Annotated in this window: 23 protein-coding genes and 5 tRNA genes; 6 read left to right on the plus strand and 22 right to left on the minus strand. The window is 44.8% G+C overall.

All coding sequences use genetic code 11. The annotated features are described in order from the left end of the window. Window positions 1-9 precede the first annotated feature (9 nt). Window positions 10-945 (minus strand): chemotaxis protein CheV, encoded by a 936-nt coding sequence (locus tag ACMXYT_RS14120; protein ID WP_415899190.1) that lies wholly within the window; start codon window positions 943-945, stop codon window positions 10-12. Window positions 946-1,021: 76 nt separating this feature from the next. Here ACMXYT_RS14120 and flgA point away from each other — a divergent pair, with 76 nt between their 5' ends. From flgA to ACMXYT_RS14140, 4 genes are all read left to right on the plus strand, one after another. After that, the gene (gene flgA / locus ACMXYT_RS14125) at window positions 1,022-1,717 is read left to right on the plus strand and encodes a flagellar basal body P-ring formation chaperone FlgA (RefSeq protein ID WP_415911600.1); all 696 of its coding nucleotides are present in this window, start codon (window positions 1,022-1,024) and stop codon (window positions 1,715-1,717) included. Between the two features lie 134 nt (window positions 1,718-1,851). Then, window positions 1,852-2,160 carry a flagellar biosynthesis anti-sigma factor FlgM gene (gene flgM, locus ACMXYT_RS14130; RefSeq protein WP_415892523.1) on the plus strand — a complete coding sequence of 103 codons (309 nt, stop codon included), beginning with the start codon at window positions 1,852-1,854 and terminating at the stop codon, window positions 2,158-2,160. Between the two features lie 8 nt (window positions 2,161-2,168). Further along, a complete protein-coding gene (locus ACMXYT_RS14135; RefSeq protein ID WP_415899192.1) occupies window positions 2,169-2,648 on the plus strand; it encodes a flagella synthesis protein FlgN in 480 nt (159 codons plus the stop codon). 72 nt (window positions 2,649-2,720) lie between these two features. After that, a tRNA-Arg gene (locus ACMXYT_RS14140) sits at window positions 2,721-2,797 on the plus strand. A 19-nt stretch (window positions 2,798-2,816) separates the two neighbouring features. Here the strand turns inward: ACMXYT_RS14140 and ACMXYT_RS14145 are convergent. Next, a complete protein-coding gene (locus ACMXYT_RS14145) occupies window positions 2,817-4,415 on the minus strand; it encodes a response regulator (protein ID WP_415899193.1) in 1,599 nt (532 codons plus the stop codon). Between the two features lie 290 nt (window positions 4,416-4,705). On the opposite strand from ACMXYT_RS14145, the gene ACMXYT_RS14150 reads away from it, so the two are divergent. Beyond that, entirely contained in the window at window positions 4,706-5,629 is a 924-nt protein-coding gene (locus tag ACMXYT_RS14150; protein WP_415899194.1) for a histone deacetylase family protein, read from the plus strand. A 77-nt stretch (window positions 5,630-5,706) separates the two neighbouring features. Here the strand turns inward: ACMXYT_RS14150 and ACMXYT_RS14155 are convergent, their stop codons facing one another. From ACMXYT_RS14155 to pncC, 14 genes are all read right to left on the minus strand, one after another. Beyond that, window positions 5,707-7,011, minus strand: a complete 1,305-nt coding sequence (locus tag ACMXYT_RS14155; protein WP_415885800.1) for a sodium ion-translocating decarboxylase subunit beta — start codon at window positions 7,009-7,011, stop codon at window positions 5,707-5,709. A gap of 11 nt (window positions 7,012-7,022) precedes the next feature. After that, window positions 7,023-8,801, minus strand: coding sequence for a sodium-extruding oxaloacetate decarboxylase subunit alpha (gene oadA, locus ACMXYT_RS14160; RefSeq protein WP_415882414.1), 1,779 nt, complete (start codon window positions 8,799-8,801; stop codon window positions 7,023-7,025). A gap of 56 nt (window positions 8,802-8,857) precedes the next feature. Then, on the minus strand, window positions 8,858-9,094 hold the full coding sequence (locus ACMXYT_RS14165; RefSeq protein WP_415882415.1) for an OadG family protein: 237 nt from the start codon (window positions 9,092-9,094) through the stop codon (window positions 8,858-8,860). 223 nt (window positions 9,095-9,317) lie between these two features. After that, entirely contained in the window at window positions 9,318-10,781 is a 1,464-nt protein-coding gene (gene thiI / locus ACMXYT_RS14170) for a tRNA uracil 4-sulfurtransferase ThiI (RefSeq protein ID WP_415902034.1), read from the minus strand. Window positions 10,782-10,844: 63 nt separating this feature from the next. After that, window positions 10,845-10,921, minus strand: a tRNA-Arg gene (locus tag ACMXYT_RS14175). A gap of 21 nt (window positions 10,922-10,942) precedes the next feature. Then, window positions 10,943-11,019, minus strand: a tRNA-Arg gene (locus tag ACMXYT_RS14180). Window positions 11,020-11,050: 31 nt separating this feature from the next. Beyond that, window positions 11,051-11,127, minus strand: a tRNA-Arg gene (locus ACMXYT_RS14185). A 9-nt stretch (window positions 11,128-11,136) separates the two neighbouring features. Continuing rightward, window positions 11,137-11,226, minus strand: a tRNA-Ser gene (locus ACMXYT_RS14190). Window positions 11,227-11,287: 61 nt separating this feature from the next. Then, entirely contained in the window at window positions 11,288-11,476 is a 189-nt protein-coding gene (gene csrA, locus ACMXYT_RS14195) for a carbon storage regulator CsrA (RefSeq protein ID WP_415882418.1), read from the minus strand. A gap of 150 nt (window positions 11,477-11,626) precedes the next feature. After that, window positions 11,627-12,862 carry an aspartate kinase gene (locus ACMXYT_RS14200; RefSeq protein ID WP_415899197.1) on the minus strand — a complete coding sequence of 412 codons (1,236 nt, stop codon included), beginning with the start codon at window positions 12,860-12,862 and terminating at the stop codon, window positions 11,627-11,629. 16 nt (window positions 12,863-12,878) lie between these two features. After that, window positions 12,879-15,434 carry an alanine--tRNA ligase gene (gene alaS / locus ACMXYT_RS14205; RefSeq protein WP_415912204.1) on the minus strand — a complete coding sequence of 852 codons (2,556 nt, stop codon included), beginning with the start codon at window positions 15,432-15,434 and terminating at the stop codon, window positions 12,879-12,881. A gap of 293 nt (window positions 15,435-15,727) precedes the next feature. Continuing rightward, entirely contained in the window at window positions 15,728-16,192 is a 465-nt protein-coding gene (locus ACMXYT_RS14210; RefSeq protein WP_415911601.1) for a regulatory protein RecX, read from the minus strand. A gap of 68 nt (window positions 16,193-16,260) precedes the next feature. Continuing rightward, window positions 16,261-17,304, minus strand: a complete 1,044-nt coding sequence (recA, locus tag ACMXYT_RS14215; protein ID WP_415882421.1) for a recombinase RecA — start codon at window positions 17,302-17,304, stop codon at window positions 16,261-16,263. Window positions 17,305-17,409: 105 nt separating this feature from the next. Continuing rightward, on the minus strand, window positions 17,410-17,886 hold the full coding sequence (gene pncC / locus ACMXYT_RS14220; protein WP_415911602.1) for a nicotinamide-nucleotide amidase: 477 nt from the start codon (window positions 17,884-17,886) through the stop codon (window positions 17,410-17,412). A 109-nt stretch (window positions 17,887-17,995) separates the two neighbouring features. Here pncC and mutS point away from each other — a divergent pair, with 109 nt between their 5' ends. After that, window positions 17,996-20,560: a DNA mismatch repair protein MutS gene (mutS, locus tag ACMXYT_RS14225; RefSeq protein ID WP_415911603.1), complete on the plus strand. Its 2,565-nt coding sequence runs from the start codon at window positions 17,996-17,998 to the stop codon at window positions 20,558-20,560. A 58-nt stretch (window positions 20,561-20,618) separates the two neighbouring features. Here the strand turns inward: mutS and rpoS are convergent, their stop codons facing one another. The 6 genes from rpoS to truD all read right to left on the minus strand — a co-directional run bounded on the left by rpoS (window position 20,619) and on the right by truD (window position 26,021). After that, entirely contained in the window at window positions 20,619-21,635 is a 1,017-nt protein-coding gene (gene rpoS / locus ACMXYT_RS14230; RefSeq protein ID WP_415899201.1) for an RNA polymerase sigma factor RpoS, read from the minus strand. A 72-nt stretch (window positions 21,636-21,707) separates the two neighbouring features. Then, a complete protein-coding gene (locus tag ACMXYT_RS14235; protein ID WP_415911604.1) occupies window positions 21,708-22,445 on the minus strand; it encodes a peptidoglycan DD-metalloendopeptidase family protein in 738 nt (245 codons plus the stop codon). A gap of 165 nt (window positions 22,446-22,610) precedes the next feature. Beyond that, entirely contained in the window at window positions 22,611-23,555 is a 945-nt protein-coding gene (locus ACMXYT_RS14240) for a DUF368 domain-containing protein (RefSeq protein ID WP_415899203.1), read from the minus strand. Between the two features lie 4 nt (window positions 23,556-23,559). Further along, window positions 23,560-24,198 carry a protein-L-isoaspartate(D-aspartate) O-methyltransferase gene (locus tag ACMXYT_RS14245; RefSeq protein WP_415899204.1) on the minus strand — a complete coding sequence of 213 codons (639 nt, stop codon included), beginning with the start codon at window positions 24,196-24,198 and terminating at the stop codon, window positions 23,560-23,562. Window positions 24,199-24,224: 26 nt separating this feature from the next. Then, a complete protein-coding gene (surE, locus tag ACMXYT_RS14250; RefSeq protein WP_415899205.1) occupies window positions 24,225-24,974 on the minus strand; it encodes a 5'/3'-nucleotidase SurE in 750 nt (249 codons plus the stop codon). Further along, complete coding sequence (gene truD / locus ACMXYT_RS14255) at window positions 24,975-26,021, minus strand: tRNA pseudouridine(13) synthase TruD (RefSeq protein WP_415899206.1); 1,047 nt, start codon at window positions 26,019-26,021, stop codon at window positions 24,975-24,977. Window positions 26,022-26,025 lie beyond the last annotated feature (4 nt).

Below are 26,025 nucleotides of genomic sequence, written 5' to 3' on the forward strand. Positions count from 1 at the left end.
TGTGCCTTATTACTTTTCTACTTGCTGAATACGCTGTACGACAGCTGTAGCAAGATCATCCGGGTTAAACTTAGCAAGGAAGCCATCGGCTCCCACTTTTTTAACCATAGACACGTTGAAGCCACCCGACAAGGATGTATGCAAAACCACATGCATATTACTCATGCGTTCATCTTCACGGATCATAGATGTCAATGTATAGCCATCCATCTCTGGCATCTCGATATCAGAAATAATCATCAAGAAATGATTTGTCACATCCGTACCGCGATCTGCCATATCACGCAATAAGTCCCACGCCATTCGGCCATTATTGCAAGAGGTAACCTTAATCCCCAAGTTTTCCAAACTACGCTGCATCTGATTTCTAGCAACCGAAGAATCATCAACGATTAAAATTTGATAATCACGAGCCTTCTCACGCACAGTATCATCAGCAACATCTTTACTAACTTCTGTAGGCATTGGATAAAGGTCAGCAAGGATCTGTTCAACATCGAGAATTTCTATTAGTTTATTTTCATACTCAAAGATAGCGGTCAGGTAGTTCTCAACGCCGATCTCTGTTGGCGGAGCCATTATTTGATCCCATTGAGTATTCAATATGCGGTCAACCTTACGCACCAAGAAAGCAAGTGTTCGACGGTTATACTCAGCAACTATCAGGAAGCAATCCTGCCTTTGCTCCTGAGGAACGGTTTGACGCCCAACAGCTTCTGACAAATCCAAAACAGGAATCGTCTCGCCACGAATATGCGCCATACCTTTAATAGCAGAAGTCTGACGAGGCACCTCTGTAAGCTCGGGGCACTGCAATACTTCACGCACTTTAAAAACATTGATGCCGTATTGCTGCTCTGATTCCAAAGCAAACAATAGCAGCTCCAACCTGTTCTGCCCTACCATTTGGGTACGTAGGTTTACACTATCTAGGATACCTGACATGATCTAATAATCCCGTAGAGATTAAATCTATTCTGTTTGTACGCCGTTACATAAACATAATGTTAGTTACAACAACGTGAATAAGCATAATTTAACACGACTTTTCCTCCTAACCACTGTTCTTTTGGCCCCATTCGGCGCTATAGCAGCCGATCAAACCGAAAAATTAGAGCAGAAGGCGCTGCTTTTTCTGCAAGAACACTACAAAAAAGCCAAGCCAGATGCGCGTACTGAGATCAAACTTAACCCGATTAGCCGAAAAATCAAACTAAAAAACTGCCAACAACCCCTAGAATTTCAATCACCTAAGGGAAATGGAAGCAGAATCACCTTTAGAGCTAAGTGCCCATCTCCTATTTGGCAGCTATTTGTAACTGCACAAATTAAACTCTATGGAACAGCGGTAATCAGTAGCACCAGCCTGCCTCGAAACACTCCCCTTAGCTCTCAGCACCTACACCGCTCGGAAGTCGATATAACTAATCTGCGCTCAGCCTATTTTCTCCGTACTGAAGAAATTATAGGCTGGACTACGAAAAGAAGTATTGCAGCTGGCACAATTTTTACTGCACCCATGCTAAAACCACCGCTGGCCGTATCTAGAGGAAATGCCGTAATCATAGAAGCAAGACGTAGCGGTATATCAATTAGAGCTGCAGGAACAGCACTACAGGACGGCGCTATAGGCCAACAGATCAAAGTTAAAAATGATCGTTCTGGCAATATTGTTAAAGCTATGGTTATTGAGCCTGGGCTTGTTCGAACCCCATAACCTAAGGTAATCCGACATGGTGTCATCTACCTACAGCTGCTATACTCGCTTTATTAAAGAAAAAAATATTTTTTCTAAAGTTTCCAAATTAGCCGCCGATAAGCTGGTTCAGATACAAGTTTGAGGACGGAAAAATGATCAACGACATCACGGGCCTGTCATCGTCGCAGACGAATAGCACTCGTGCACGAGCAGGTGAAAGCAATGCAACCAAAACTGGTAGCAATGACGCCCCTGCGCAGTCTCCGTCCAGTAAAGGTGATACAGTTAAACTCAGCAATGCAGCTCAGACACTGCAGAATGTTGAAAAGCAATTGGCCAATGCACCTGATGTGGACAGCGAGCGTGTCGAGCGACTAAAACAAGAAATTGAAAGTGGCAGCTATCAAATCAATGCTGAACGTGTAGCAGAGAAGATGCTGAACTTCGATAGCCTATTGTAAGTTTCGCTATGACCGAACAACAACATATAGAACTGGATACCCTGCTCAAGCAGGGTATTTTGCTTTTAGAATCACTTAACACTATTTACGACAGAGAGCTTGAAGCTCTCAGTAGTAAAGATCTTGAGCAATTAAGTGATATCACCCAAGAAAAGATGGGCGTAATTAACAACTTCCATAACTTTACTTTGGAACGTGTCGCTCTATTAAAGTCTTTTGGCATTGAGATGGATTCAGAGGATTACTCAACTGCAGAAGACAATACCTCAGCAGCACAGCAGACCAACACACTTTATGCTGAAATTAAAAAGCACTTAAAGGAATTGCAGCATAAGAATAAGCGTAATGAACAAGCGATTTACCGTAATCAGCAAAACGTGAATCAACTACTCGCTATTGTTCGCGGTCATAAGAAGCAAGATCAGCTCTATGGCAAAGCTGGCGCCTCAAAACTATACAAAGCACAGAGCAGCTTAGGGAAAGCTTAAACTGCTCTAACCTTCTAGACCTAGTGACTCGATCAGAAAATCTCGCTAGAATTCCGAAAATTCGAAAAGCATGTCCCAGTAGCTCAGCTGGATAGAGCGGTCCCCTCCTAAGGGACAGGCCAGGGGTTCGAATCCTCTCTGGGACACCATTTCCCAATGACTTAGAGTTTACCGCAATAAGTTACCCAATGAGCCTTTAGGCAATAACGCAACATCATGGCTTAGGTAACGCTTCAACTGATGCTGCTTATCAAGCTCAATACCTTCTAAGCTAAAACGCTCCGAAAGCTTTAGATATCGCTGAACCATTTTTATACGCTCATCGCGCTTCTCTTTGCTATCTCTAGCCGTTTCTAAGAAGAGCTGAGCTAAATTTAACAATGCGTTTACATTGCTGGAATCATATTCGGTCGCTAAACCAAAATATTTGAGCGCCTGAGGCATCTTTCCTGATAAATAGTGTTTCACGCCTAAGCGATTCACTTTAATACTCATATCAGGATCGTGTTTCTTACCTGGCACTTTCTTCTGCTTCGCAACAGGCTCCAATATAGGCACAGCATCACCCATAACACTCAAAAGCTCTCGATCAAGATCTAAAGGTGTAGCCAGTTCTGAATTAATACGCTGAGCATCTCGCGTGGCCTTATTCGCAGCATCGGTATCACCTACCTGGTGGTACATCTCACTTTTCAGAAGAGCTGCGCGAACTTGTAGTTGTTCATCCCTCGGAAACGCCTGGTAAGCCTGCGAAATGGTATTTTCAAATTCATTGAAAAGCTCTATCGCCATTCCACCATCGGCATTCTTTGCTTCTAGGCGCTTTACATTTGCAAGACGAAGATAAGGATCAGGGGATTTATAACAGCTGCGCCGACCCAGGACGATTGACTTCTTATAAGCCCCACCCGCCATATCTAGTTGTTTCGTTTGCGTAGCTAAACGGCCCAACTCCATCTGTCGGGGGATACCCATAGGAGATTTCTGAGTCGCTTCAGCAACGGCCTCTCTTGCTTGATCCAAATCCCCTTCCTTCTCATGGGTCTGAGCAAGCAAATCATATGCAGCAATCAGCAATGGATACTCTGCAATAAGTTCTAGCAGAAGAGCCTTCGCCTCTTTGAACTGCTCCTGCTGGAGCATAGCTTCTGCCCAAACGATACCTGCTTCTTTATCGTGGCTTTTCCAATATTGCTTCTCAGCAACTTTGGCACATTCTTTCGGCCTCTGAAATTTAAGCAACAGGCGAGCAAGGATTAGCTGCGCTTCGTCATATTCCTGATCATAAGGCGCAAAGTTATGCTGACAGAAAGTGATAGCCGCAGGTAGATCACCGATCTCTAGAGCATCATCAACAGGCTTAAAGACTGATTTTCGGTAAAGGATATTATCTAGACGATGTTTAAGCTCATCCACCGAAAACGGCTTCATGATCATATCATCGGGACGGCTGTCAATTGCATGCAATACAACTTCTTGAGATGCATCGCTAGTCATAAAGATCCAGCAAGCCGTAGGCTTGATGAAACCACGATAACGACACTCTTCCAGCAATTGGATACCGGTGACACTATCATTCACATTATGACCGAGAAGAATAACATCGTAGTTATTCTCAGAAATTTCATTTAAAACTCGGTCATTGATAGTAACGGCCTTGAGATTGGCAACGCCCATACTCCTCAGCATATAGAAGATAGTAGATCGCATGTTGCCACTGCTTTCTATCAGTAGAACTTGCTTATCAGAATAATCTACTTTCGCCACTCAACCGTCCATATACGCAAAAAGGATATTGGAAGTATAAAAGCCTATTCGATATGACAAAAGCATTTCCTGCAAACAAAAAAAAGCACCGGGTGTAGGGTGAACACTCGATGCCAAGACAGTTCTATGCTGTGACAACCATCCTATCCCGAGGGCATGCAAACACTAATGATCCAGATCAAGAAAAATCTAACTCTAAGGTGTAGGCTTGAGGTATTGAGACGATGTAATGAGATCCTGCTTTTTGGGTTTCAGGTAAACTAAACAAAACTTATAAAAAAAGCGTACTTATGACTACTGCATTTATCACTCATGAAGATTGCGGCCTACACAATATGGGCCCAGAACATCCTGAAAGCCCAATTCGCTTGGTAGCCATCCAGAAAGTATTGGAAAAAACGGGCCTAATGCAGGATCTTGAACGAATCCAGTCCGTCCACGTATTACCTGAACAAGTACAACTCGCCCACGCTCATCTACATCAAAAGCGCTTGGAGATGAAACTACCTGAACAAGGCGTGGTGTATACCGACGATGATACAGCTCTTTGCCCGCACTCCTTACATGCAGCCAGCTTAGCCGCAGGCTCTGCTGTAATGGCAGTTAACAGAGTAATCAGTGGCAAATCTAAAAACGCTTTTTGCGCTACGCGCCCACCTGGTCATCATGCCGAGCATAACAATGCGATGGGATTTTGCTTCTATAACAATGCTGCTATTGCAGCTATGCATGCCCTACAGCAGCCTGGTATAGAACGTGTTGCTATCTTTGATTTCGATGTACACCAGGGTAACGGTACCGTAGATATCTTTAAAGACAGACCTGAAGTACTGATTTGCTCCACATTCCAACACCCATTCTATCCAGAGCGTTACTGTGATTTTGTTCGAGATCACATCATTAACTGCCCTATGGATGCTCATAGCGACGGCATGGTATTCCGTAAACTTGTTGAGTCGCGCTGGCTACCTGCCATCCAAGCTCATAAGCCAGATATGATCATTATATCTGCAGGCTTTGATGCTCATCATGAAGACCCTATGGCAGATATTAAGCTTAATGAAGAAGACTATCGCTGGGTTACTCAGTTGCTCCTAGACGCAGCTCGCACTTACAGCCAAAACCGCGTTGTTTCGGTTCTAGAAGGCGGTTACAACCCTGTATCCTTAGCATTCAGCGTACAAGCTCATTTAGAAGTATTCGCCGGGCATTAGACGAGAGGGTATTTTAGCTCTCAAAAGAAACAAAAAAGGCTGCCAATGGCAGCCTTTTTAGTTCTACAAGCTAATAATTAGCTTACGAATTTGATCATTACGCCCGCTGCAATCGCAGAACCGATTACACCAGCAACGTTTGGACCCATCGCATGCATCAACAGGAAGTTTTGAGAGTTGTACTCAAGACCGATCTTGTTAGATACACGTGCAGCCATAGGTACCGCAGATACACCTGCCGAACCGATTAGTGGGTTGATCGCATTGCCACCCATCATCTTGTTCATAATCTTAGCCATGATCACACCAGCAGCTGTACCGATACAGAATGCAACGATACCTAGCGCCATGATGCCTAGCGTTTCAAGATCCAAGAACTTATCAGCAGAAAGTTTAGAACCTACAGATAGACCCAAGAAGATTGTAACGATGTTTATCAGAGCATTCTGAGCAGTATCGCTTAGACGATCTACTACACCACACTCACGCATCAAGTTACCGAAACAGAACATACCCAATAGAGGTGCTGCATCTGGAAGCAATAGTGCTACTAGGATCAACAGTACGATTGGGAACAGAATCTTCTCAAGCTTAGTTACGTGACGTAACTGGCTCATCTGGATCTTACGCTCAGCTTCTGTAGTCAACGCACGCATAATTGGTGGCTGAATCAGAGGTACTAGCGCCATGTAAGAGTATGCAGCTACCGCAATTGCACCCAATAGGTGTGGAGCTAGCAAACTAGTTACGTAGATCGCAGTTGGGCCATCAGCACCACCGATGATACCGATTGCTGCTGCTTCTTGGATGTTGAAGTCCATGATGCCCATAGAAGACATTGCAACCGCACCCAGTACAGTTGCGAAAATGCCGAACTGAGCAGCCGCACCCAAGAACAGGGTACGTGGGTTAGCCAACAACGGACCAAAGTCTGTCATTGCACCAACACCCATGAAGATCAACAACGGAGCTGCTGTAGAGCCAATTGCTACGCTATAGAAGTTGTATAGCATGCCATTCGCATAACCACCATCTTTAGCTACGTTGATTGCATCTTGAATCTGAGCAGCTGAAGCAGTGTTATGGTAGGCATACAGAATTTCTTTTGGATCAGTGCTAGTGATACTTAGCGCAGAAGCCAAACCATTCATCACTTCAGGAACAGCAAAGTGCACAGCATTTTCTACAGCTGTGTATGCTAAGCCAGCTTCTGGAATGTTCGCCATGATGCCACCGAAACCGATTGGCACAAGTAGTAGCGGTTCGAAATTCTTTTTGATGGCCAAGAACAGAAGCAAAAGGCCAACTAAAATCATTACGATCTGACCACCACTGATGTTGTAAGCACCAGAGGCAAGAAACAGGTCGATTAGCTTATCCATCAAACAGTACCTTACGCTAGAGTCAATAGAGTGTCGCCAACCTGTACAGCGTCACCTTCATTAACTTCTACAGTAGAAACAGTACCAGCACGTGCAGCACGTACTTCTGTTTCCATCTTCATCGCTTCAAGAATTACTAGAACATCACCTTCTTGAACAGCCTGACCTGGAGCAACCTGTACTTTCCAGATGTTACCAGCCAATGGAGCTGGAACGTCTTCACCAGCGCCTGCAGGAGCAGCAGCTGGAGCCGCAGCAGCAGCCGGAGCTACAGCAGAAATATCACCGCCTTCAGTTACTTGTACAACGTAGTTTTGGCCGTTAACAGAGATAGTGTAAGTCTGTGGACCAGTGTTTTTAGGTGCAGCCATTGCTAGTGCGTCCTCTAATGTAGGTGCAGGTTCAAATGCATCAGGATTGTTACGGTTTTCAAGGAATTTCAAGCCAACCTGAGGGAATAGAGCGTAAGTTAGAACGTCATCAATTTCGTTCTCACCTTCTGTTAGCTCAATACCTTTCTCAGCAGCAAGGTCTTTCAGCTCGCCTACCAACTTGTCCATTTCTGGTTCAAGCAGATCAGCAGGACGACAAGTGATTGCTTCACCACCATCCAATACACGAGCTTGAAGGTCAGCATTGTAAGGAGCAGGAGCTGCACCGTACTCACCTTTAAGAATACCCTGAACTTCTTTAGAGATAGTTTTGTAACGTTCGCCCATTAGGACGTTGATCACAGCCTGAGTACCAACGATTTGAGACGTTGGCGTTACTAGTGGGATCAGACCTAGGTCTTCACGTACACGTGGGATCTCAGCTAGTACTTCATCGAACTTATCTGCAGCACCCTGCTCTTTTAGCTGGTTTTCCATGTTAGTCAACATGCCACCAGGTACCTGAGCAACTAGGATACGAGAGTCTGTACCACGTAGAGAACCTTCAAATTTAGCGTACTTCTTACGTACTTCACGGAAGTAGCCAGCAATCTCTTCTAGAAGATTGATATCTAAACCAGTATCACGGTCAGTACCAGCCAACGCAGCTACTACAGATTCAGTAGACGTATGGCCGTATGTCATAGACATAGACGAGATAGCAGTATCAACACGGTCGATACCCGCTTCAACAGACTTAAGGATAGTCATATCAGACAAACCAGAAGTCGCGTGAGCGTGCAATTGAACTTCTAGATCAGTCTGAGCTTTCAGACGAGAAACTAGGTCAAATGCATCGTATGGCGTCAGGATACCGGACATATCCTTGATGTTGATGGAATCAGCACCCATATCTTCAAGAGTTTTTGCATATGCAACCCAGTTATCGATCGTGTGAACTGGACTCTTCGTGTAAGAGATTGTGCCTTGAGCGTGCTTGCCTGTCGCCTTAACTGCTTTGATTGCAGTTTCAAGGTTACGTGGATCGTTCATCGCATCGAAGATACGGAATACGTCTACGCCGTTAACAGCAGCACGTTCACAGAATTTGTTTACAACATCATCAGCGTAGTGACGGTAACCTAGTAGGTTTTGTCCACGCAGGAGCATCTGATGTTTTGTGTTTGGCATTGCTTTTTTAAGCAAGCGGATACGCTCCCACGGATCTTCTCCGATAAAGCGAATACATGAGTCAAATGTTGCGCCGCCCCAGCTTTCTAGGGACCAAAAGCCTACTTTATCTAGCTTTTCCGCGATCGGCAGCATGTCTTCAACTCGCATACGCGTAGCGAATAGCGACTGGTGTGCGTCACGCAGAACTACGTCGGTAATGCCAAGTGGTTTCTTTGCGTCGGTCATGGGTAATGGCCTTCTGTCGATTAATGCAGATTTATTCGTTATTGAGCCGTTCTTATTTACGAACGGTGTTTGTGAACCGCAGCTGTCATGACAGCAATTAACTCATCATTGTTATTTCCAGCTGGCGCTGGTGCAGTCTTTTTTGCTTTTGGCTGCGCTGGTGCTTCAGGGAAAAACTTGCCTACCACTTTGGACATTCCTGAAGTAGCGAATACCAACAAAGTAAGAAAGACAACAACGAAGCCCATACCAAAGACCATTAATTCAAGGCCTTCTGATAGCAGATTTTCCATTTTAATGGATGCTCCTGTACTTATCGAAACCCATACGTCAGATATGGCTTTTGACCACCTAATTATTAGGCTTTCACTGACGGATGTACTGGTTGCAAATGGACCATAATTAAACCCGAAAAGTCTACTTCAGGCAATAATTAGAGGGGATTTTTCGGTCAAAGGGAGGATATGGATCAAAATTTGCTTACAACCTTTGATCCATATTAAGTGAAATATGGCGTTATTCACTCTTTCCAGGGCGATAAACTTTTACATTACTAAAGCCGCGCTCCTGCATTTGATGCGCATGCATTTGACTCATAACACCCTTTTCACAATAAAGAAGATACTCCTTACCTTCTTCAAATTCGTCAGCAGCGGCGCCTAAAGCGAAAAACGGAATCAACTGAATTTCACAGCCAGGAATATTTAGCGGTTTCTTTTCTTGTTCATGCGGCGCACGGATATCTACAACGACTTGGTTATCAGCAACCTTGGTTAACGCCTCAACCTCAGCATGAATATTTACATCTTCTTCAATCTCATCAATGCTGATCACCTGACGACGTTCAAGCGCTCGTTCAAGCACCTCAAAATCAAAATCAGACTCTTCCTCTTCCACACGATCTTTCTTGGCACAGGTCGTTGGACGGTCAGAGATCACACCACAATACTCGGGCATATTTTTAGCGAAGTCATATGCACCGATTTCACGGGTGATATCGATAATATCTTGCTTATCCATTGTTACTAGTGGTCGCACAACCAATTTTTCAGTTGCCGCATCAATAATGGACAGATTAGGTAAGGTTTGACTAGATACTTGAGCAATACTTTCGCCAGTTACCAAAGCGTCTATTTTCATTTTATCGGCAATCTGCTCACCTGCGCGCATCATCATGCGCTTCAATACGACGCCCATGTAGGAGTGATGTACTGATTGTAAAATTTCACCAATCACTTCATCAAAAGGGATCGTAATAAACTTTACTCGCGCAGAAGAGCCATATTTTTGCCATAAATACAGAGACACCTGCTTCACACCAATTTCGTGCGCATGACCACCCAGATTAAAGAATACAAAATGGGTTTTACAGCCACGACGCATAGACATGTAACTGGCAACGATGGAGTCGAATCCACCAGAAATAAGAGAAAGCGTGGAATCTTGCGTACCTAGAGGGAAACCACCTAGACCTTTATAGGTATTAGTTACCACATAAAGACTGTCATTGCGGATCTCTAAATCAACATAAACATCAGGCGTATGCACATTCACGCCCGCTGTATCAGCATGCTGATTTAAACCACCACCTACATAACGCTCAACATCAATTGAACGGAAGTCATGCTTACCAGAGCGCTTAACACGCACTTTGAAGGTTTTGCCTTTCAATTGTTCTGCGTAGATAGCATGCGCTTTTTCGTAAACATCATGAAAATCGCCCAACGGGTACTCAGTCACTTCGATGAAGCTATGAATCCCTGGTGTACGGCCTAAAAGATCTACCACCTGTTCGATGATCTCTGCACTCGCACCAGCGCACTCTACATCCAGCTTGTCCCACTGCCCCTTAACTTTGATCTGCTCATCAATACGACGAGTCATATTCTGCAAATTGCTCTGCAAACGCTGAATTAGACGTTTACGTACAGGGCGACTTTTGATGGTAATTTCTGGAAACAAACGAATAGAGAACTTCATAGCAACGAGCTCAAAAAATAATTAGGACGAATATTATAAAGTGTAGGAAGGTAGAGTTACAGATGGCGCGCCCGAGAGGATTCGAACCTCTGACCGCCTGGTTCGTAGCCAGGTACTCTATCCAGCTGAGCTACGGGCGCATATCTGAGATTTTCTTGGAGTGGCGCGCCCGAGAGGATTCGAACCTCTGACCGCCTGGTTCGTAGCCAGGTACTCTATCCAGCTGAGCTACGGGCGCATCCAAGAAAATAAACCGTTGTTTTTTTGAGTGGCGCGCCCGAGAGGATTCGAACCTCTGACCGCCTGGTTCGTAGCCAGGTACTCTATCCAGCTGAGCTACGGGCGCACATCAAAATGGCGGTGAGCGAGGGATTCGAACCCTCGATAGGGGTAAACCTATACGCCCTTAGCAGGGGCGCGCCTTCAGCCACTCGGCCAGCTCACCTAAACAACGGCGCGTACTATAACCAAGTGATTATCAAAAGAAAAGAAAAGTTTTAAAAAAATTACGCTTTATTTCCTTCTTCGGCCTTTTCACGCTGAATGCGCTGATAGATCTCTTCTCGATGCACAGATACATCCTTAGGCGCGTTAACACCAATACGCACCTGGTTACCTTTAACACCAAGCACAGTGACAGTGACATCGTCACCAACCATAAGAGTTTCGCCAACACGGCGAGTAAGAATTAACATGTGTAGAATCTCCTTAGTACTTCCCAGGCCACTCCACCTAAACGGTAGAACACATACTGGCATTCATCCAAATCCCTGCCAGAACGCTGCCTATACAACAACAGCTAACCTAACTATAGACCAGCTTTTTCTAATAACCATTATGAACGGTTATTCACTAACCGAATCATCAACATCCATATCAAAAGCAGTGTGCAGAGAGCGCACCGCCAGCTCCAAATACTTTTCAGCTATAACAACTGAGACCTTAATCTCAGATGTAGAAATCATTTGAATATTAATATTCTCTTCAGCCAAAGCATCAAACATTTTACTCGCTACGCCAGCATGGGATCGCATACCCACACCCACGATAGATACTTTAGCAATCTGATTATCACCAACTACTTCACGTGCACCCAGCTCAGCAGACACCTTCTCAAGGACCGCTTCTGCCGCATCATAATCATTTCTGTGAACAGTGAAGGTAAAGTCCGTTGTATTATCAGCAGCAACATTCTGCACGATAACATCAACTTCTATGTTTGCCTGACTGATCGGACCTAAAATTCGTGATGCAACCCCAGGAACATCAGGCACACCCATTACGGTCAACTTAGCTTCATCGCGGTTAAACGCGATACCTGAAATAACTGGTTTTTCCACGGTTGAATCACCCTCAACAGTAATTAGAGTCCCCGGTCCTTCCTCAAAGCTAGAAAGAACCCGCAACGGCACTTTATATTTTCCTGCAAATTCAACGGCACGGATCTGTAATACTTTAGACCCAAGGCTTGCCATCTCGAGCATTTCTTCAAATGTAATTTGCTCTAGACGCTTAGCACTCGATACTACGCGCGGGTCAGTAGTATATACACCATCTACATCGGTATAGATTTGACACTCATCAGCTTTCAGCGCCGCAGCTAGCGCAACACCTGTTGTGTCAGAGCCGCCACGACCGAGCGTGGTAATATTGCCATCAGGGTCAACACCCTGAAATCCCGCCACAACCACGACTCGCCCAGCCTCAAGATCAGATTTTATAGAGGAGACCTCTATATCTTGGATCCTAGCCTTGGTATGCGAGTTATCCGTAAGAATTTTGACCTGACTGCCCGTATAAGAACGAGCAGGCACGCCGCGCTTTTCCAATGCCATACAAAGCAAAGCAATGGTTACTTGCTCTCCAGTGGAGACCAATACGTCCATTTCACGAGCATTAGGTTTTGACTGTATATCTTTAGCTAAGGCGATAAGACGATTCGTCTCACCACTCATAGCAGATACAGCAACAACGACATCATGCCCTTGCTGTTTAAAACCCTGAACCTTATCTGCGACTGCTTCTATACGCTCAACAGTCCCGACAGAGGTACCACCATATTTTTGAACAAAAAGCGCCATGCGTGCACCTAAACCGTTATAGAGCAGCCTCGACTAGAGCTGTAACAGACTCCAGTGTAGCAGGTAGAGCAGCTTGATCTGTACCACCACCCTGAGCGAAGTCAGGACGGCCACCGCCTTTTCCACCTAGCTTAGCTGTAAGCTCTTTAATCAAATCACCAGCGCGAACCTGACCAGTCAGATCTTTAGTCACACCTGCAGCCAAAGCAATTTTGTCATCAGCCACAGTTGCCAACACAACAACACCGCTACCTAGCTTATTTTTCAACTGATCAATGGTGTCTCGCAAGGCTTTAGGCTCTACACCCTCAAGCTGAGCTGCTAGCACCTTAACGCCAGAAACCTCCACTGCATTACTGATCAAATCAGCACCCTTAGCAGCAGCTAGTTTAGCTTTCATCTGCTCAAGCTCTTTTTCAAGCTGACGATTTTTCGCTTGCTGATCTTGAAGCTTCTGTTCAAATTGCGCTTTTTGGTCAGCAAAATAATCCAGCGCTACAGGGCCAGTTACCGCTTCAACACGTCGGATACCGGCAGCCACACCACCTTCAGAAGTAATTTTAAGAAGGCCAATATCGCCTGTACGCTTAGCGTGAGTACCACCACAAAGCTCGATAGAGAAATCACCACCCATCGAAAGCACTCGTACTACATCGTCGTATTTCTCACCGAATAGTGCTGCCGCACCTTTCTCTTTGGCAGCTTCTATTTCCATGATTTCAGTTACGACTTCTGTATTCAGACGGATCTGATCGTTAACCATCTTCTCAACTTCAGCGATCTGCTCAGCACTTACCGCTTCAAAATGAGAGAAGTCAAAACGCAGACGCTGATCATCATTCAATGAACCTTTCTGTTGTACATGCTCACCTAGAACAACACGAAGCGCTTCGTGCAATAAGTGAGTAGCAGAGTGGTTCAGCGCGATCGCCTGGCGGCGCTCAGAGTCAACTTGAGGAGCCACCTTATCGCCCACTTTCACAGAACCATTTTCGACAGCGCCGTGATGCAGGTTGTTTTTACCCTCTTTAGTACAGTTATTAACTACAAACGAACCGTTAACAGCAGTCAATACACCTGTATCACCTACCTGGCCACCTGATTCAGCATAGAAAGGTGTTTCATCAAGAACCACCAAACCTGTTTCACCGGCTTTAAGCTCATCTACAGATTCACCCTCTTTAAATAAGGCAACCACTGAAGATGCTTCGCCAGCAAGACTTACATAACCGGTAAAGTTAGTTTCACCGTCCAGTTTGATAGCATCGTTGTAATCAACTGAGAATTTGCCTGCCGCACGAGCACGCTCACGTTGAGCTTCCATCTCACGCTCAAAGCCTTCTTCGTCAATTGTGAGCTCATGCTCACGAGCAACATCAGCTGTTAGGTCATGTGGGAAACCGTATGTATCATATAGCTTAAATACTGTTTCACCTGGAATAACAGTGCCGTCCAGATTATCAATCGCTTCCTGCAACAAACGCATACCGTGATCAAGCGTCTTCGCAAACTGCTCTTCCTCTTTTAGAAGGACACGCTCAACCTGAGCCTGCTTCTCAGCTAGTTCAGGATAAGCTTCGCCCATCTCTGCTACCAGCGCGGCTACAAGCTGATTAAAGAAAGCACCTTTAGCGCCTAGTTTGTTACCGTGGCGTACAGCTCGACGAATAATACGACGTAAAACATAGCCGGCACCTTCGTTTGACGGCAGCACACCATCAACAATGAGGAAGGAACAAGAACGGATATGGTCTGCAATTACACGTAGCGATTTATTATCCATATCTGTTGTACCAACAGCCGCAGCAGTGGCTTTCAACAGATTCTGGAACATATCAATTTCGTAGTTAGAGTGAACGTTCTGCATAACCGCTGCAATTCGCTCTAAGCCCATACCTGTATCAACAGATGGCTTTGGAAGTGGCGTCATTTCACCATCTGCACTACGGTTGTATTGCATAAATACAACGTTCCAGATTTCGATGTAGCGATCACCATCTTCTTCAGGGCTACCTGGAGGACCACCCCATACATCAGCACCATGATCGAAGAAGATTTCAGTACATGGGCCACATGGGCCTGTATCACCCATTGACCAGAAGTTATCTTCATCCAATTTGGAGAAACGCTCTGGATCTACGCCAACTTCCTCTTTCCAGATACGCTCGGCTTCTGCATCAGAATGATGAACCGTCACCCATAGACGCTCTTTTGGAAGGCCTAGCGTTTCAGTCAGAAACGTCCAAGCGAAGTTGATGGCATCTTTCTTGAAGTAATCACCGAAACTAAAGTTTCCAAGCATTTCAAAGAAAGTATGGTGACGCGCTGTATAACCTACGTTTTCAAGGTCATTGTGCTTACCACCAGCACGTACGCATCGCTGGGAGCTTGTCGCTCGTGTGTAATTGCGCTTATCAGTGCCCAAAAACACATCTTTGAACTGTACCATCCCCGCATTTGTAAACATCAGGGTAGGATCATTAGCAGGGATAAGGGAGCTACTTGCTACAACCTCATGTCCTTGCTGGTTAAAGTAATCTAGAAAAGCCTGACGAATCTCGGCACTTGTCATATATTTCATTAGATGAACCGTATGCGTATCCATTCTGGTAAAGCCATCAGCAAGCCTCACTTGCCTACCAACAGCGCAAAATCACCACAAATTATGGGCGCGACATTATATATCGTGAGCGAAAATTGTTCGAATCTTTTTCAGAAATGGGCCTATTCATGCTAAATAGACAAAGAATAATCTGTTTGATTTCAGATTAAGATAGGTAGTGATTATCTGTATTACGAAGAAAAAATCTGCTTAACTGCCGGCAACTAAAAACCTAACCCTTTGAAATATATAACGATAAAATTTTAATACTCATCATTCGCAACTTGCTCTATCGCAAACTGAATCTCATCTATGGAAAATCCGCGCTGACTCATAAATCGCATGCGCTTACTGCGCTCTTTAAAGTCCTTATCCGCTAGAGGCTCTCTATATTTGCGCCGGTAAAGCTCCTCAGCTTGGACAAACCAATCTATCTCTAAATCCTCTAAGCAACTAGACAGCAATTCCGAAGCTATACCCTTCTGTTTTAAATCAAACCGGATTCTTATAAGACCATGACCTTGCCCCACTCTCATACGTACAAAGCTTTCACAAAAGCGTTGATCAGATAAGTACCCGTCCTCTTCTAGGCTTTGCAATACACTATCTATATCTGCCCCCTCAATACTACGAGCAAGCTTCTGGCTTAGTTCTTTATAAGAATATTCGCGCCGTGACAGTAACTGAATTGCCTTGCTCCATGCTTCTTTATTAGGACTCTCATCCATAACCAACCCTCTTAAAACGAAAAAACCTCCATCTATAGACGGAGGTTTTCCTGTGCTAGCTTAGCGCCTTAAATCAGATCAAGGCTTTCAGTTTTATCTTCAGCATCGTCTTCTTTCGGTGCAGGTGTCGAAAGCAAGCGATTACGAAGTTCTGTTTCGATTTCATTCGCAATCTCAGGATTCTCTTCCAAGAACTTAGATGCATTGGCCTTACCTTGCCCAATCTTATCGCCATTGTAAGCATACCAAGCACCCGATTTATCAACTAAGCCCTCTTTAACACCTAGATCAATAACTTCGCCCATATGGTAGATACCTTCACCATACATAATCTGGAACTCAGCCTGACGGAACGGCGGTGAAACTTTGTTCTTAACAACCTTCACACGCGTCTCGTTACCAACGACCTCATCACCTTTCTTAACTGCACCAGTTCGGCGAATATCCAAACGAACAGATGAGTAGAATTTAAGCGCGTTACCACCGGTAGTTGTCTCAGGATTACCAAACATAACCCCAATCTTCATACGAATCTGGTTAATGAATACCAACAAGCAGTTAGAGCTCTTAACATTACCCGTCAACTTACGTAGCGCCTGAGACATCAAACGAGCCTGAAGACCAACATGGGAATCACCCATATCACCTTCGATCTCTGCCTTCGGCGTCAAAGCAGCTACAGAGTCGACGATGATTACATCAACTGCGTTAGAGCGAACTAGCATATCTGTAATTTCTAGCGCCTGCTCACCTGTATCCGGCTGTGAAACCAGAAGACTATCTACATCAACGCCTAGCTTCTCTGCATAAATAGGATCTAGCGCATGCTCAGCATCAACAAAGGCACAGGTTTTACCCTGCTTCTGAGCTTCCGCTACAACCTGTAATGTCAGAGTTGTTTTACCAGATGACTCAGGACCATAAATTTCAACGATACGACCATACGGCAATCCGCCTATACCAAGCGCGATATCCAGACCTAGAGACCCAGTAGAAACAGATGGAATCGCTTCACGAGGCTGATCCCCCATACGCATCACTGCGCCTTTACCAAACTGCCTTTCAATTTGACCTAACGCTGCGTCTAATGCTTTTTTGCGATTTGCGTCCATCTTCGACCCTACTTTCTCTAAATTCATATTGTGCGCATCTAATTACTGCGCAAAACACTGTATGTATGGACAGTATTATTTCACAAGTTTTCCGGATTGCAACCCTCAATCAGATAAGTTCTGCAAAATCCCTTCTAACGCTACGCTAACTGCTTGTTTTCGAACTGATTCACGATCACCATCAAAACAGCATTTTTTTGTTCTAACAGGTTTACCTTGCTCAGCCCAAGCAAACCATACAGTACCCACAGGCTTCTCTTTACTTCCACCAGCCGGCCCAGCAATACCACTGGTCGCTACAGTTATATGCGCACCACTATTCTTGAGAGCCCCTTCTGCCATTTGAGCAACCACCTCGGCAGACACTGCTCCATTTTGCTCTAAGGTATCTTTTGATACCCCAAGCATCTTCTGTTTTGACGCATTGCTATAAGTGACAAAGCCACAATCAAACCAAGCAGAACTACCTGGGATCGCAGTAATCTCTTGCGCAATCCAACCACCGGTACATGATTCAGCTGTTGCGATAAACAAATTATTTGTCTGTAATTTTTCAGCAATATCCGTCAGCGGTAATTGCATACTGATCCACCCTATTCAAACTATTTAAGCCGCTTTATTTACCGTACAATGCCTCAAGTTAAGTTTGCGTAACAACTCTTTATATCATCATTTAGTAATTAATATCTCTATGACCAAACAAGCAGCAACTACTCACACCCCAATGATGCAGCAATACCTACGCATCAAAGCACAACACCCTGATCAATTGGTGTTTTATCGGATGGGTGACTTCTATGAGCTGTTTTATGACGATGCTAAAAAAGCTGCGGATCTGTTAGACATCTCTCTTACCGCCCGCGGCAAATCTGGCGGCGAGCCTATCCCTATGGCGGGTATCCCATACCATGCAGCAGAGAACTATGTAGGTAAGATTGTTCGTGCAGGCGAATCCGTAGTTATTTGCGAACAGGTAGGAGATCCAGCCACAAGCAAAGGGCCAGTAGAACGCGCGGTGGCTCGAATCATCACTCCAGGCACAGTCAGTGATGAAGCACTTCTTGATGAAAATAGAGACAACTTACTGGTAGCTATTAATCAGTCTTGCGACACTTACGGGTTGGCTATTGTAGATATCGCTTCGGGTCGTTTTAGCCTGATGGAAATTGATAATCAAGACACCCTTATGAGCGAGCTTGAGCGTTTACGTCCATCTGAAACACTCTACAATGAAGATAGCCAATTACATAACGTATTAAGCCAACGCAAAGGCCTGCGTCCGCAATCCCCTTGGCACTTTGAAACAGACACCGCCAATGATCTTTTATGCCAACAATTTAAAGTCAAAGATCTAAGTGGCTTTGGTTGCGATCACCTATCGGTCGCAACAACTGCTGCGGGTTGCTTATTACAGTATGCGAAAGAAACCCAGCGCACCTCACTACCTCATATCAGACGCATTCAGATTGAACAGCATAATGACTGTGTAGCTCTGGATGCAGCGACACGTAAAAACCTAGAACTTGATCAAAACTTATCGGGCGGTTTTGATAACACGCTCGCCAAAGTTATCGATAAATGCCGCACACCCATGGGAAGCCGTCTGTTAAGACGATGGCTACACCGCCCGATTCAAGACAGAGCAACACTATGTGCACGACAAACCTCTATTCAGTGGTTGATTGATAACTATCACTTCGAAACGATTCAAAGCACACTCAAACTCATCGGTGACAGCGAACGCATCTTAGCTCGTATCGCACTCAGATCAGCACGCCCGCGCGATTTGGAACGATTAAAGACATCACTTAACTCCTTACCTTTGCTTCAGCAACAGATCGAAGCAGCCAATGCTCCGTTAGTGAACGAGTTATCTGAGCAAATCTCAGAATTTCCAAACTTGGCAGAGCTGCTAACCAAGGCAGTGATAGAAAACCCGCCGGTAGTCATTCGTGAAGGGGGGGTAATTGCTGATGGCTATGATGCTGAACTCGATGAACTACGTGGCATTAGTGAAAATGCAGGTGCATACCTACTAAAGCTAGAACAGAAAGAACGAGATCGTACCGGCATTGCCACCTTGAAAGTAGGCTACAATCGCGTGCACGGCTATTTTATTGAGATAGGAAAAGCACAAAATGCCGAATTACCAGCTGAATATATTCGCCGCCAAACCCTTAAAAATGCTGAACGCTATATTACGCCGGAGCTGAAAGAGTTCGAAGACAAAGCCCTATCAGCAAAAAGCCGAGCGCTAACCCGTGAAAAGGCGCTTTACGAAGAACTAATTGAAACGATTGCTGAAGAGCTGGCTGATCTGCAAGATTCAGCTGCCGCTATCGCAGAGCTGGACGTCCTAGCAAACCTTGCGGAACGTGCAACAACGCTAGATTACGTACCACCAACACTGACAGATATACCACAAATTAAAATACAGCGCGGCCGTCACCCTGTAGTAGAAACGGTGTTGGCTGAACCCTTTGTAGCTAATGATTTAGACCTAGATACTGAGCGGAAGATGCTCGTCATTACAGGCCCAAATATGGGCGGTAAATCTACCTATATGCGCCAAGCAGCGCTAATTACCCTACTTGCGCATATTGGTAGTTATGTTCCTGCTTCAGCCGCAACAATTGGCATTGTTGATCGTATATTTACTCGTATGGGGTCATCAGATGACCTAGCGGGTGGGCGCTCAACCTTCATGGTTGAAATGACCGAAACAGCAAACATTATGCATAATGCGACTGAACGCAGCTTGGTATTGATGGATGAAGTAGGCCGCGGCACAAGTACATTTGATGGCTTATCTCTCGCGTGGGCCTGCGCAGACAATCTTGCCAGGGAAACGAAGGCCTTTACTCTGTTTGCAACTCACTATTTTGAATTAACTAGTTTGCCTGACCAAGCAGCCTCGGTCTTCAATGTACACTTAACCGCAGTAGAACATAATGATCACATTGTCTTTCTACATGAAGTACAAGAAGGGCCTGCGAGCCAAAGTTATGGTCTGCAAGTAGCACAGCTTGCTGGGGTACCTTTACCTGTCATCCAACAAGCAAAAACCAAATTAATGCAACTTGAGCAGGATGTCGCCGTTAGCGCTCAATTGAGCACCCCGCCACCACCGGTTCAAAATGACATGTTCGCAGCGCCGGAACCAAAGGCCCTGAAAGAGCTAAAGAAAATATCCCCCGACGACCTCTCGCCAAGGGAAGCTCTAGATATTCTCTACAAACTCAAAGAACTAGTTTAAATTCACCCACAAAAAAACCGCCTATCGGCGGTTTTTTTTTCGGAGAGTAAAGTTCAACTTACTGTTGCAGTAAGTCCTCTCCACTCAAACCATTCTTTTCAACAATATCACGAAGTTTACGTAAGGCTTCAACTTGAATTTGACGAACACGCTCACGTGTTAGGCCGATTTCACGCCCAACTTCTTCCAACGTGCTCATTTCATAACCCCTGAGACCAAATCGACGAGATAACACTTCTGCATGTTTTTCAGGCAGAGCATCTAGCCATTTATCCAGGTTACCACTGATATTTGAATTTTGTAGTAACGTTGCCGGATCAGAAGAAACTGCATCAGGGATCGTATCAAGCAAAGACTTATCCGAATCTTTGCCCATTGGCGTATCGACAGAGCTGACACGTTCGTTAAGGCCTAACATCCGCTCAACATTTTCAACCGGCTTATCCACCAGCTCCGCAATCTCTTCTGGCGAAGGCTCATGATCTAACTTTTGCGCGAGCTCTCTCGCTGCTCGCAAATAAACATTCAGCTCTTTAACAACATGAATAGGCAAGCGAATCGTTCGAGTCTGGTTCATAATCGCTCGTTCGATTGTTTGTCTTATCCACCAAGTTGCATAAGTAGAAAAACGGAACCCTCTTTCTGGATCAAACTTTTCTACGGCCCGAATTAAGCCTAGATTTCCTTCTTCGATTAGATCAAGCAGAGTTAAACCGCGATTGATATATCTGCGTGCAATTTTAACAACTAGACGAAGATTACTTTCGATCATGCGCTTACGCGCAGCTTCATCACCCTTTAGGGCGCGACGAGAGAAATACACCTCTTCTTCCGCACTCAGTAGCGGCGAGAAGCCTATTTCATTTAGGTAAAGTTGGGTTGCATCCAAGTTTTTGGCATTAAGAAGGTCTTTATGAGCCATACTACCGCGCCCACGACCACTATTTAGAAACTCTGGTTGTTCTTTCTGAGGCGTTCCATCTGTATCCTCATCAAGAGTTTCTTCTGTCAGCTCTTCGCTTTCAACAGCGATATCCTGCACATCCGTTTTGCAGTTATTATCGATATTTTCCATTGCCCGTTCCCTTAACCAATCAGTGCTATCACGCGTTTATTAGTTAGTTTTTATTATTATGTTTTCTTATAATTATTGTTTCGGCAGATATCGAAGAGGGTTTACTGGCTTACCATCACGACGTATCTCAAAGTGGAGCATCACGCGATCCGTGCCTGAATTTCCCATCTCCGCAATTTTCTGGCCTTTATCAACCATATCATTTTCTTTGACTAAAACACGACTATTATGTGCATAAGCACTTAAAAACTGCTGATTATGGTCAACAATAACCAAATTACCATAACCTAATAAACCACTTCCAGCATAGACAACTCGGCCTTTAGCCGCAGCCTTAACCTTAGAACCATAAGCGGATGCTATATTTATCCCCTTATTGACAGTACCTTTTGTTTTAAACGTGGAAACAATCTTACCGGACGCAGGCCATCCCCACTTAATTGGCCCCGAGGCAACTGTTGAAGGCTTAGCCTGGGCTTTAGGTGCAGGTTTTACTGCTGCTTTTTGTTGCTCAACTTTTGCTACAGTTTGAGCTTGCTTTGCCGATGCTTTTGGAGTCGCAGTAGGCTTAGAAGCTACTTGAGGACTTGTATTCTGAGGTTTGGTGGTCGTTTTTTGACGGCTAGAGACTATTTCAGGCTTTGGTGCGACAATAGAAGCGTCACGAACGATGGATGCTGAAACAGTACTTTTCGGTGAAGGTTTTAAACTAAGTTTTTGACCAGGGTATATATTGTAGTTACCAGAAATACTGTTTCTTTTTGCTAACTCACGATAATCTAAACCATATCTAAATGCGATGGAATACAACGTATCGCCTTTACGAACCTGATAGTGATTAGGCTTAGGCTGAGCAGAGACGGGCGCCGATCTATCGCTCACTGGCGCATAGGTTTTCCCTCCACATGCAACCAGCAGAAATGAGCAACACAGCAGCAGATAACCTTTTAAGCCCACCAAACTACCCCTCAGACTCTATGTCTCAGACCTCCGGCCCATTCGTTCTATCAATAACACCGCTGCAGCACCAAAAATCATTAATCCAACAGCGTATATAACAAAGGAAGGCTGACCCGTCATAGATTCAAACGAAAAGGGAGATATATTCTCCTGAACGAGAGGAACCTGCTCTCCATGCCGATTAATTGTGTAAGCAGTCGTATATTTCCACGGCCATACTTTATTCAGTGAGCCCAACATAAAGCCCCCTAATAAAGCCAAAGTCGTCGTTTTAAATGAACTAAACATCCAACTTAAAACACGAGAGAAGCTCAATAGACCAACAGCACAGCCTGCGGCAAAAATACCTAAAGTAAATAGCTCAATATTTTTGATAGCCATCAGAATAGGCGTATACATACCTAGCAGCAGAAGGATAAAGCTACCTGAGATACCCGGTAAAATCATGGCACAAATAGCTACCATTCCGGCTAAGAAAATAAATAACGGAGTCGCTTCGATTGTGGTTGGGGATATAGAGGTAATCATATAGGCAGCAATAGTTCCGGCAATAAATGCGGTAAAGCTATTACTATCCCACTGCTCTATATGTCTGCAGACAGACCATACTGAAGCCAAGATCAAGCCAAAGAAGAAAGACCATAGAAGTTCAGGATATTCAGCCAACCAAAAGAGCACCACCTTTGCAACAGTCACCAAGCTTATAAAAATACCTAAAACAAGCGTCAGTAAAAAAGTGCCGTTGACATGCTTCCAGGCTGCAATAGGGCCTTGTTTAAACAACACAAACAAAGCTTCAGGGCCAAACTGCTTTAAAGAGTAAATAAGCTCCTCATATATACCAGTCATGAAGGCAATAGTACCACCAGATACGCCTGGTACTGCATCTGCAGCTCCCATCATCATCCCTTTGCCTGACAATGCTAGATAGTCGCGCCACGTTCTTCCTTCTTGCTTCAATTTACTACCTCACCGTACCACTTAACAAAGGTACAAACTTCACACAATCTAAAATCTCGGTACTGAACTCATCTTCAGATAACCTGATAACCAGATTCAACTTTTGGGAATCGCTACCACCTACCGGAATAATTAGACGACCACCAACAGCAAGCTGCTGCTTTAACTCTTCTGGCACACTTTCTGGTGCACAAGCTGCCAAAATACCATCATAAGGCGCTTTCGCAGACCACCCCATACCACCATCTGTATGCTTCAGCTGTACATTATTGAGGCCAATCAACTTTAAACGCTCCCGCGCCTTATCCTGAAGAGGCTTAATACGCTCTACACTGTACAACTGACCAACCAATGGCGCCAAAATTGATGTTTGATAACCAGAACCCGTCCCCACTTCTAGGACTTTTTGCAGTGGTCCTTCTGAGAGCAGCACCTCTGTCATTTTCGCTACGATAAACGGTTGCGAGATAGTCTGATTGTAACCAATGGGCAAAGCAGTATCTTCGTATGCCCTATGAGCTAAAGCCTCATCGATAAAAATATGTCTTGGCGTATTCCTCATCACATCCAGAACACTCTCGTCCTGAATTCCCTGATCTCTTAATCGATTAATCAAACGATCCCTTGTTCGCTGCGAAGTCATTCCTATTCCGCGTAATTGCTGATCGTTCAAATACTATTCTCCAACCAATCACCCACATTATCCATGCCAGAGTATTGCGTCATATCTGCATGTAAAGGCGTTATAGATACACATTTCTCACTTAAAGCATAAAAGTCCGTGCCTGGGCCCGCATCTGCGGCTGGTCCCGCTCCCGCTATCCAATAACGTGTTTTTCCACGAGGGTCTTCTGTTGCTATTGGCTTTCCAGCACAGGTTCTATGGCCTAAACGTGTAACATGAATCCCCGCAAAATCATCAAGAGGGCAATCAGGCACGTTGACGTTTATTACTGTACGGGGAGCAACATTCAGGTGCTGGATGTTTTCGACCAAATTCTTAGCAACTTGAGCTGCAGAGTCGTAATGTGCTGGATGAAACTCTCCAGAGGAGATTGCAATAGCGGGAAAGCGAAGATGACGCCCTTCCATAGCTGCAGCAACCGTCCCAGAGTAGATGACATCGTCGCCTAAATTTGGACCAGCATTGATGCCAGAAACAACGATATCTGGCTCAAAACCGAATACACCTGAACTACCTAAATGCACACAATCTGTTGGGGTGCCATTAATCCCAATAAAGCCATTTTCATGTTCAAAGGCTTCTAGTGGACGATCCAACGTTAACGAATTACTTGCACCACTACGATTACGGTCTGGGGCAACCACCAGAATCTCTCCAACCTCGGCTAAGGCTCTTGCTAAAGCAGCAAGGCCTGGTGCATAAACACCATCATCATTAGAGATCAGTATCTTCATTTATCCCTCATTACTTTCAGGCTGGGTAACATTGCAAAGCTCCCGCAATACACTGGTTGCAAATGCCCCTGAAGGCAGGCCAAATTCAAGCCAACATTCAGTCTCATTAATCACATTAATTTCTAACTGCTGGGGAAGCAATCGAAGAGATCTACGCTCTTGTTTTAACGTTAGTTTTTCAAGCAAATCACTGACCTCAGACCAACGCCCGACCTGCTCTTGCTCCCATTTTTCAGCTGCAGCATTTGGTAGCATATCTCCACCGCCCCACATTGGGCCGGTAAGATTAATCTCTTTATCCGTTAAACGTTGCTGTAATTCATCGGTCGCTTCATCTTCGACAAAACAGCTTTGGCTTCCTGCCAACATCAGTGCATCACCATCAAGAATGGTATTCCACAAGCCTTGATCTAACCTTTGAGATAAAACCTGATTAAATACCCAAGAGCGAACAGCAGAGATATAAATACCCTTCTTATTTCTTTGCCGCTCCTGATATTCGCCGCGCAACAGCGCGATCCCTTTATCTAAATTACCATAGTCCCGACCGAACCGTTGCTCGCCAAAATAGTTGGGTACACCCTCTTTAGCCACATAATCTAAGCGCTGCAGCAGTTCATTCATATTAGTAATCTGGCGAAGTCTCAATTTAAAGCGGTTCCCCTGAAGGGTACCTAGGCGTAGCTTTCTTTGATGCCTAACAGCTTTAAGAACCTCTATGCTATCGCCACCAAATAACTTCCAATTCAAATTACGCTTGATCGGGAATTTCGCACAAAACCATTGCTCAGTTACAGCATGACGATCTTTTTTACCCGCATAACTAACATCTCTAGGGCTAATTTGGGCAAAATTTGCTAATTGCCTAGCAACCCAATCAGTATTTTCACCGCATTTGCGAATATAAAGAAACACATGTTCGCCTGATCCTTCAGGCTCAAACCCTAGCTGTTCGATAACCTGAAAATCCTCTGGGCAACTGCGGATCACGGCAGAACCAGTAGGCTTTTCATTGAGATATGTAAATTCTGTAGGTAGGGCTGTCATAAAA

This window comes from Neptuniibacter sp. QD37_11 (genome assembly GCF_047778105.1).
Taxonomy (GTDB): domain Bacteria; phylum Pseudomonadota; class Gammaproteobacteria; order Pseudomonadales; family Balneatricaceae; genus Neptuniibacter.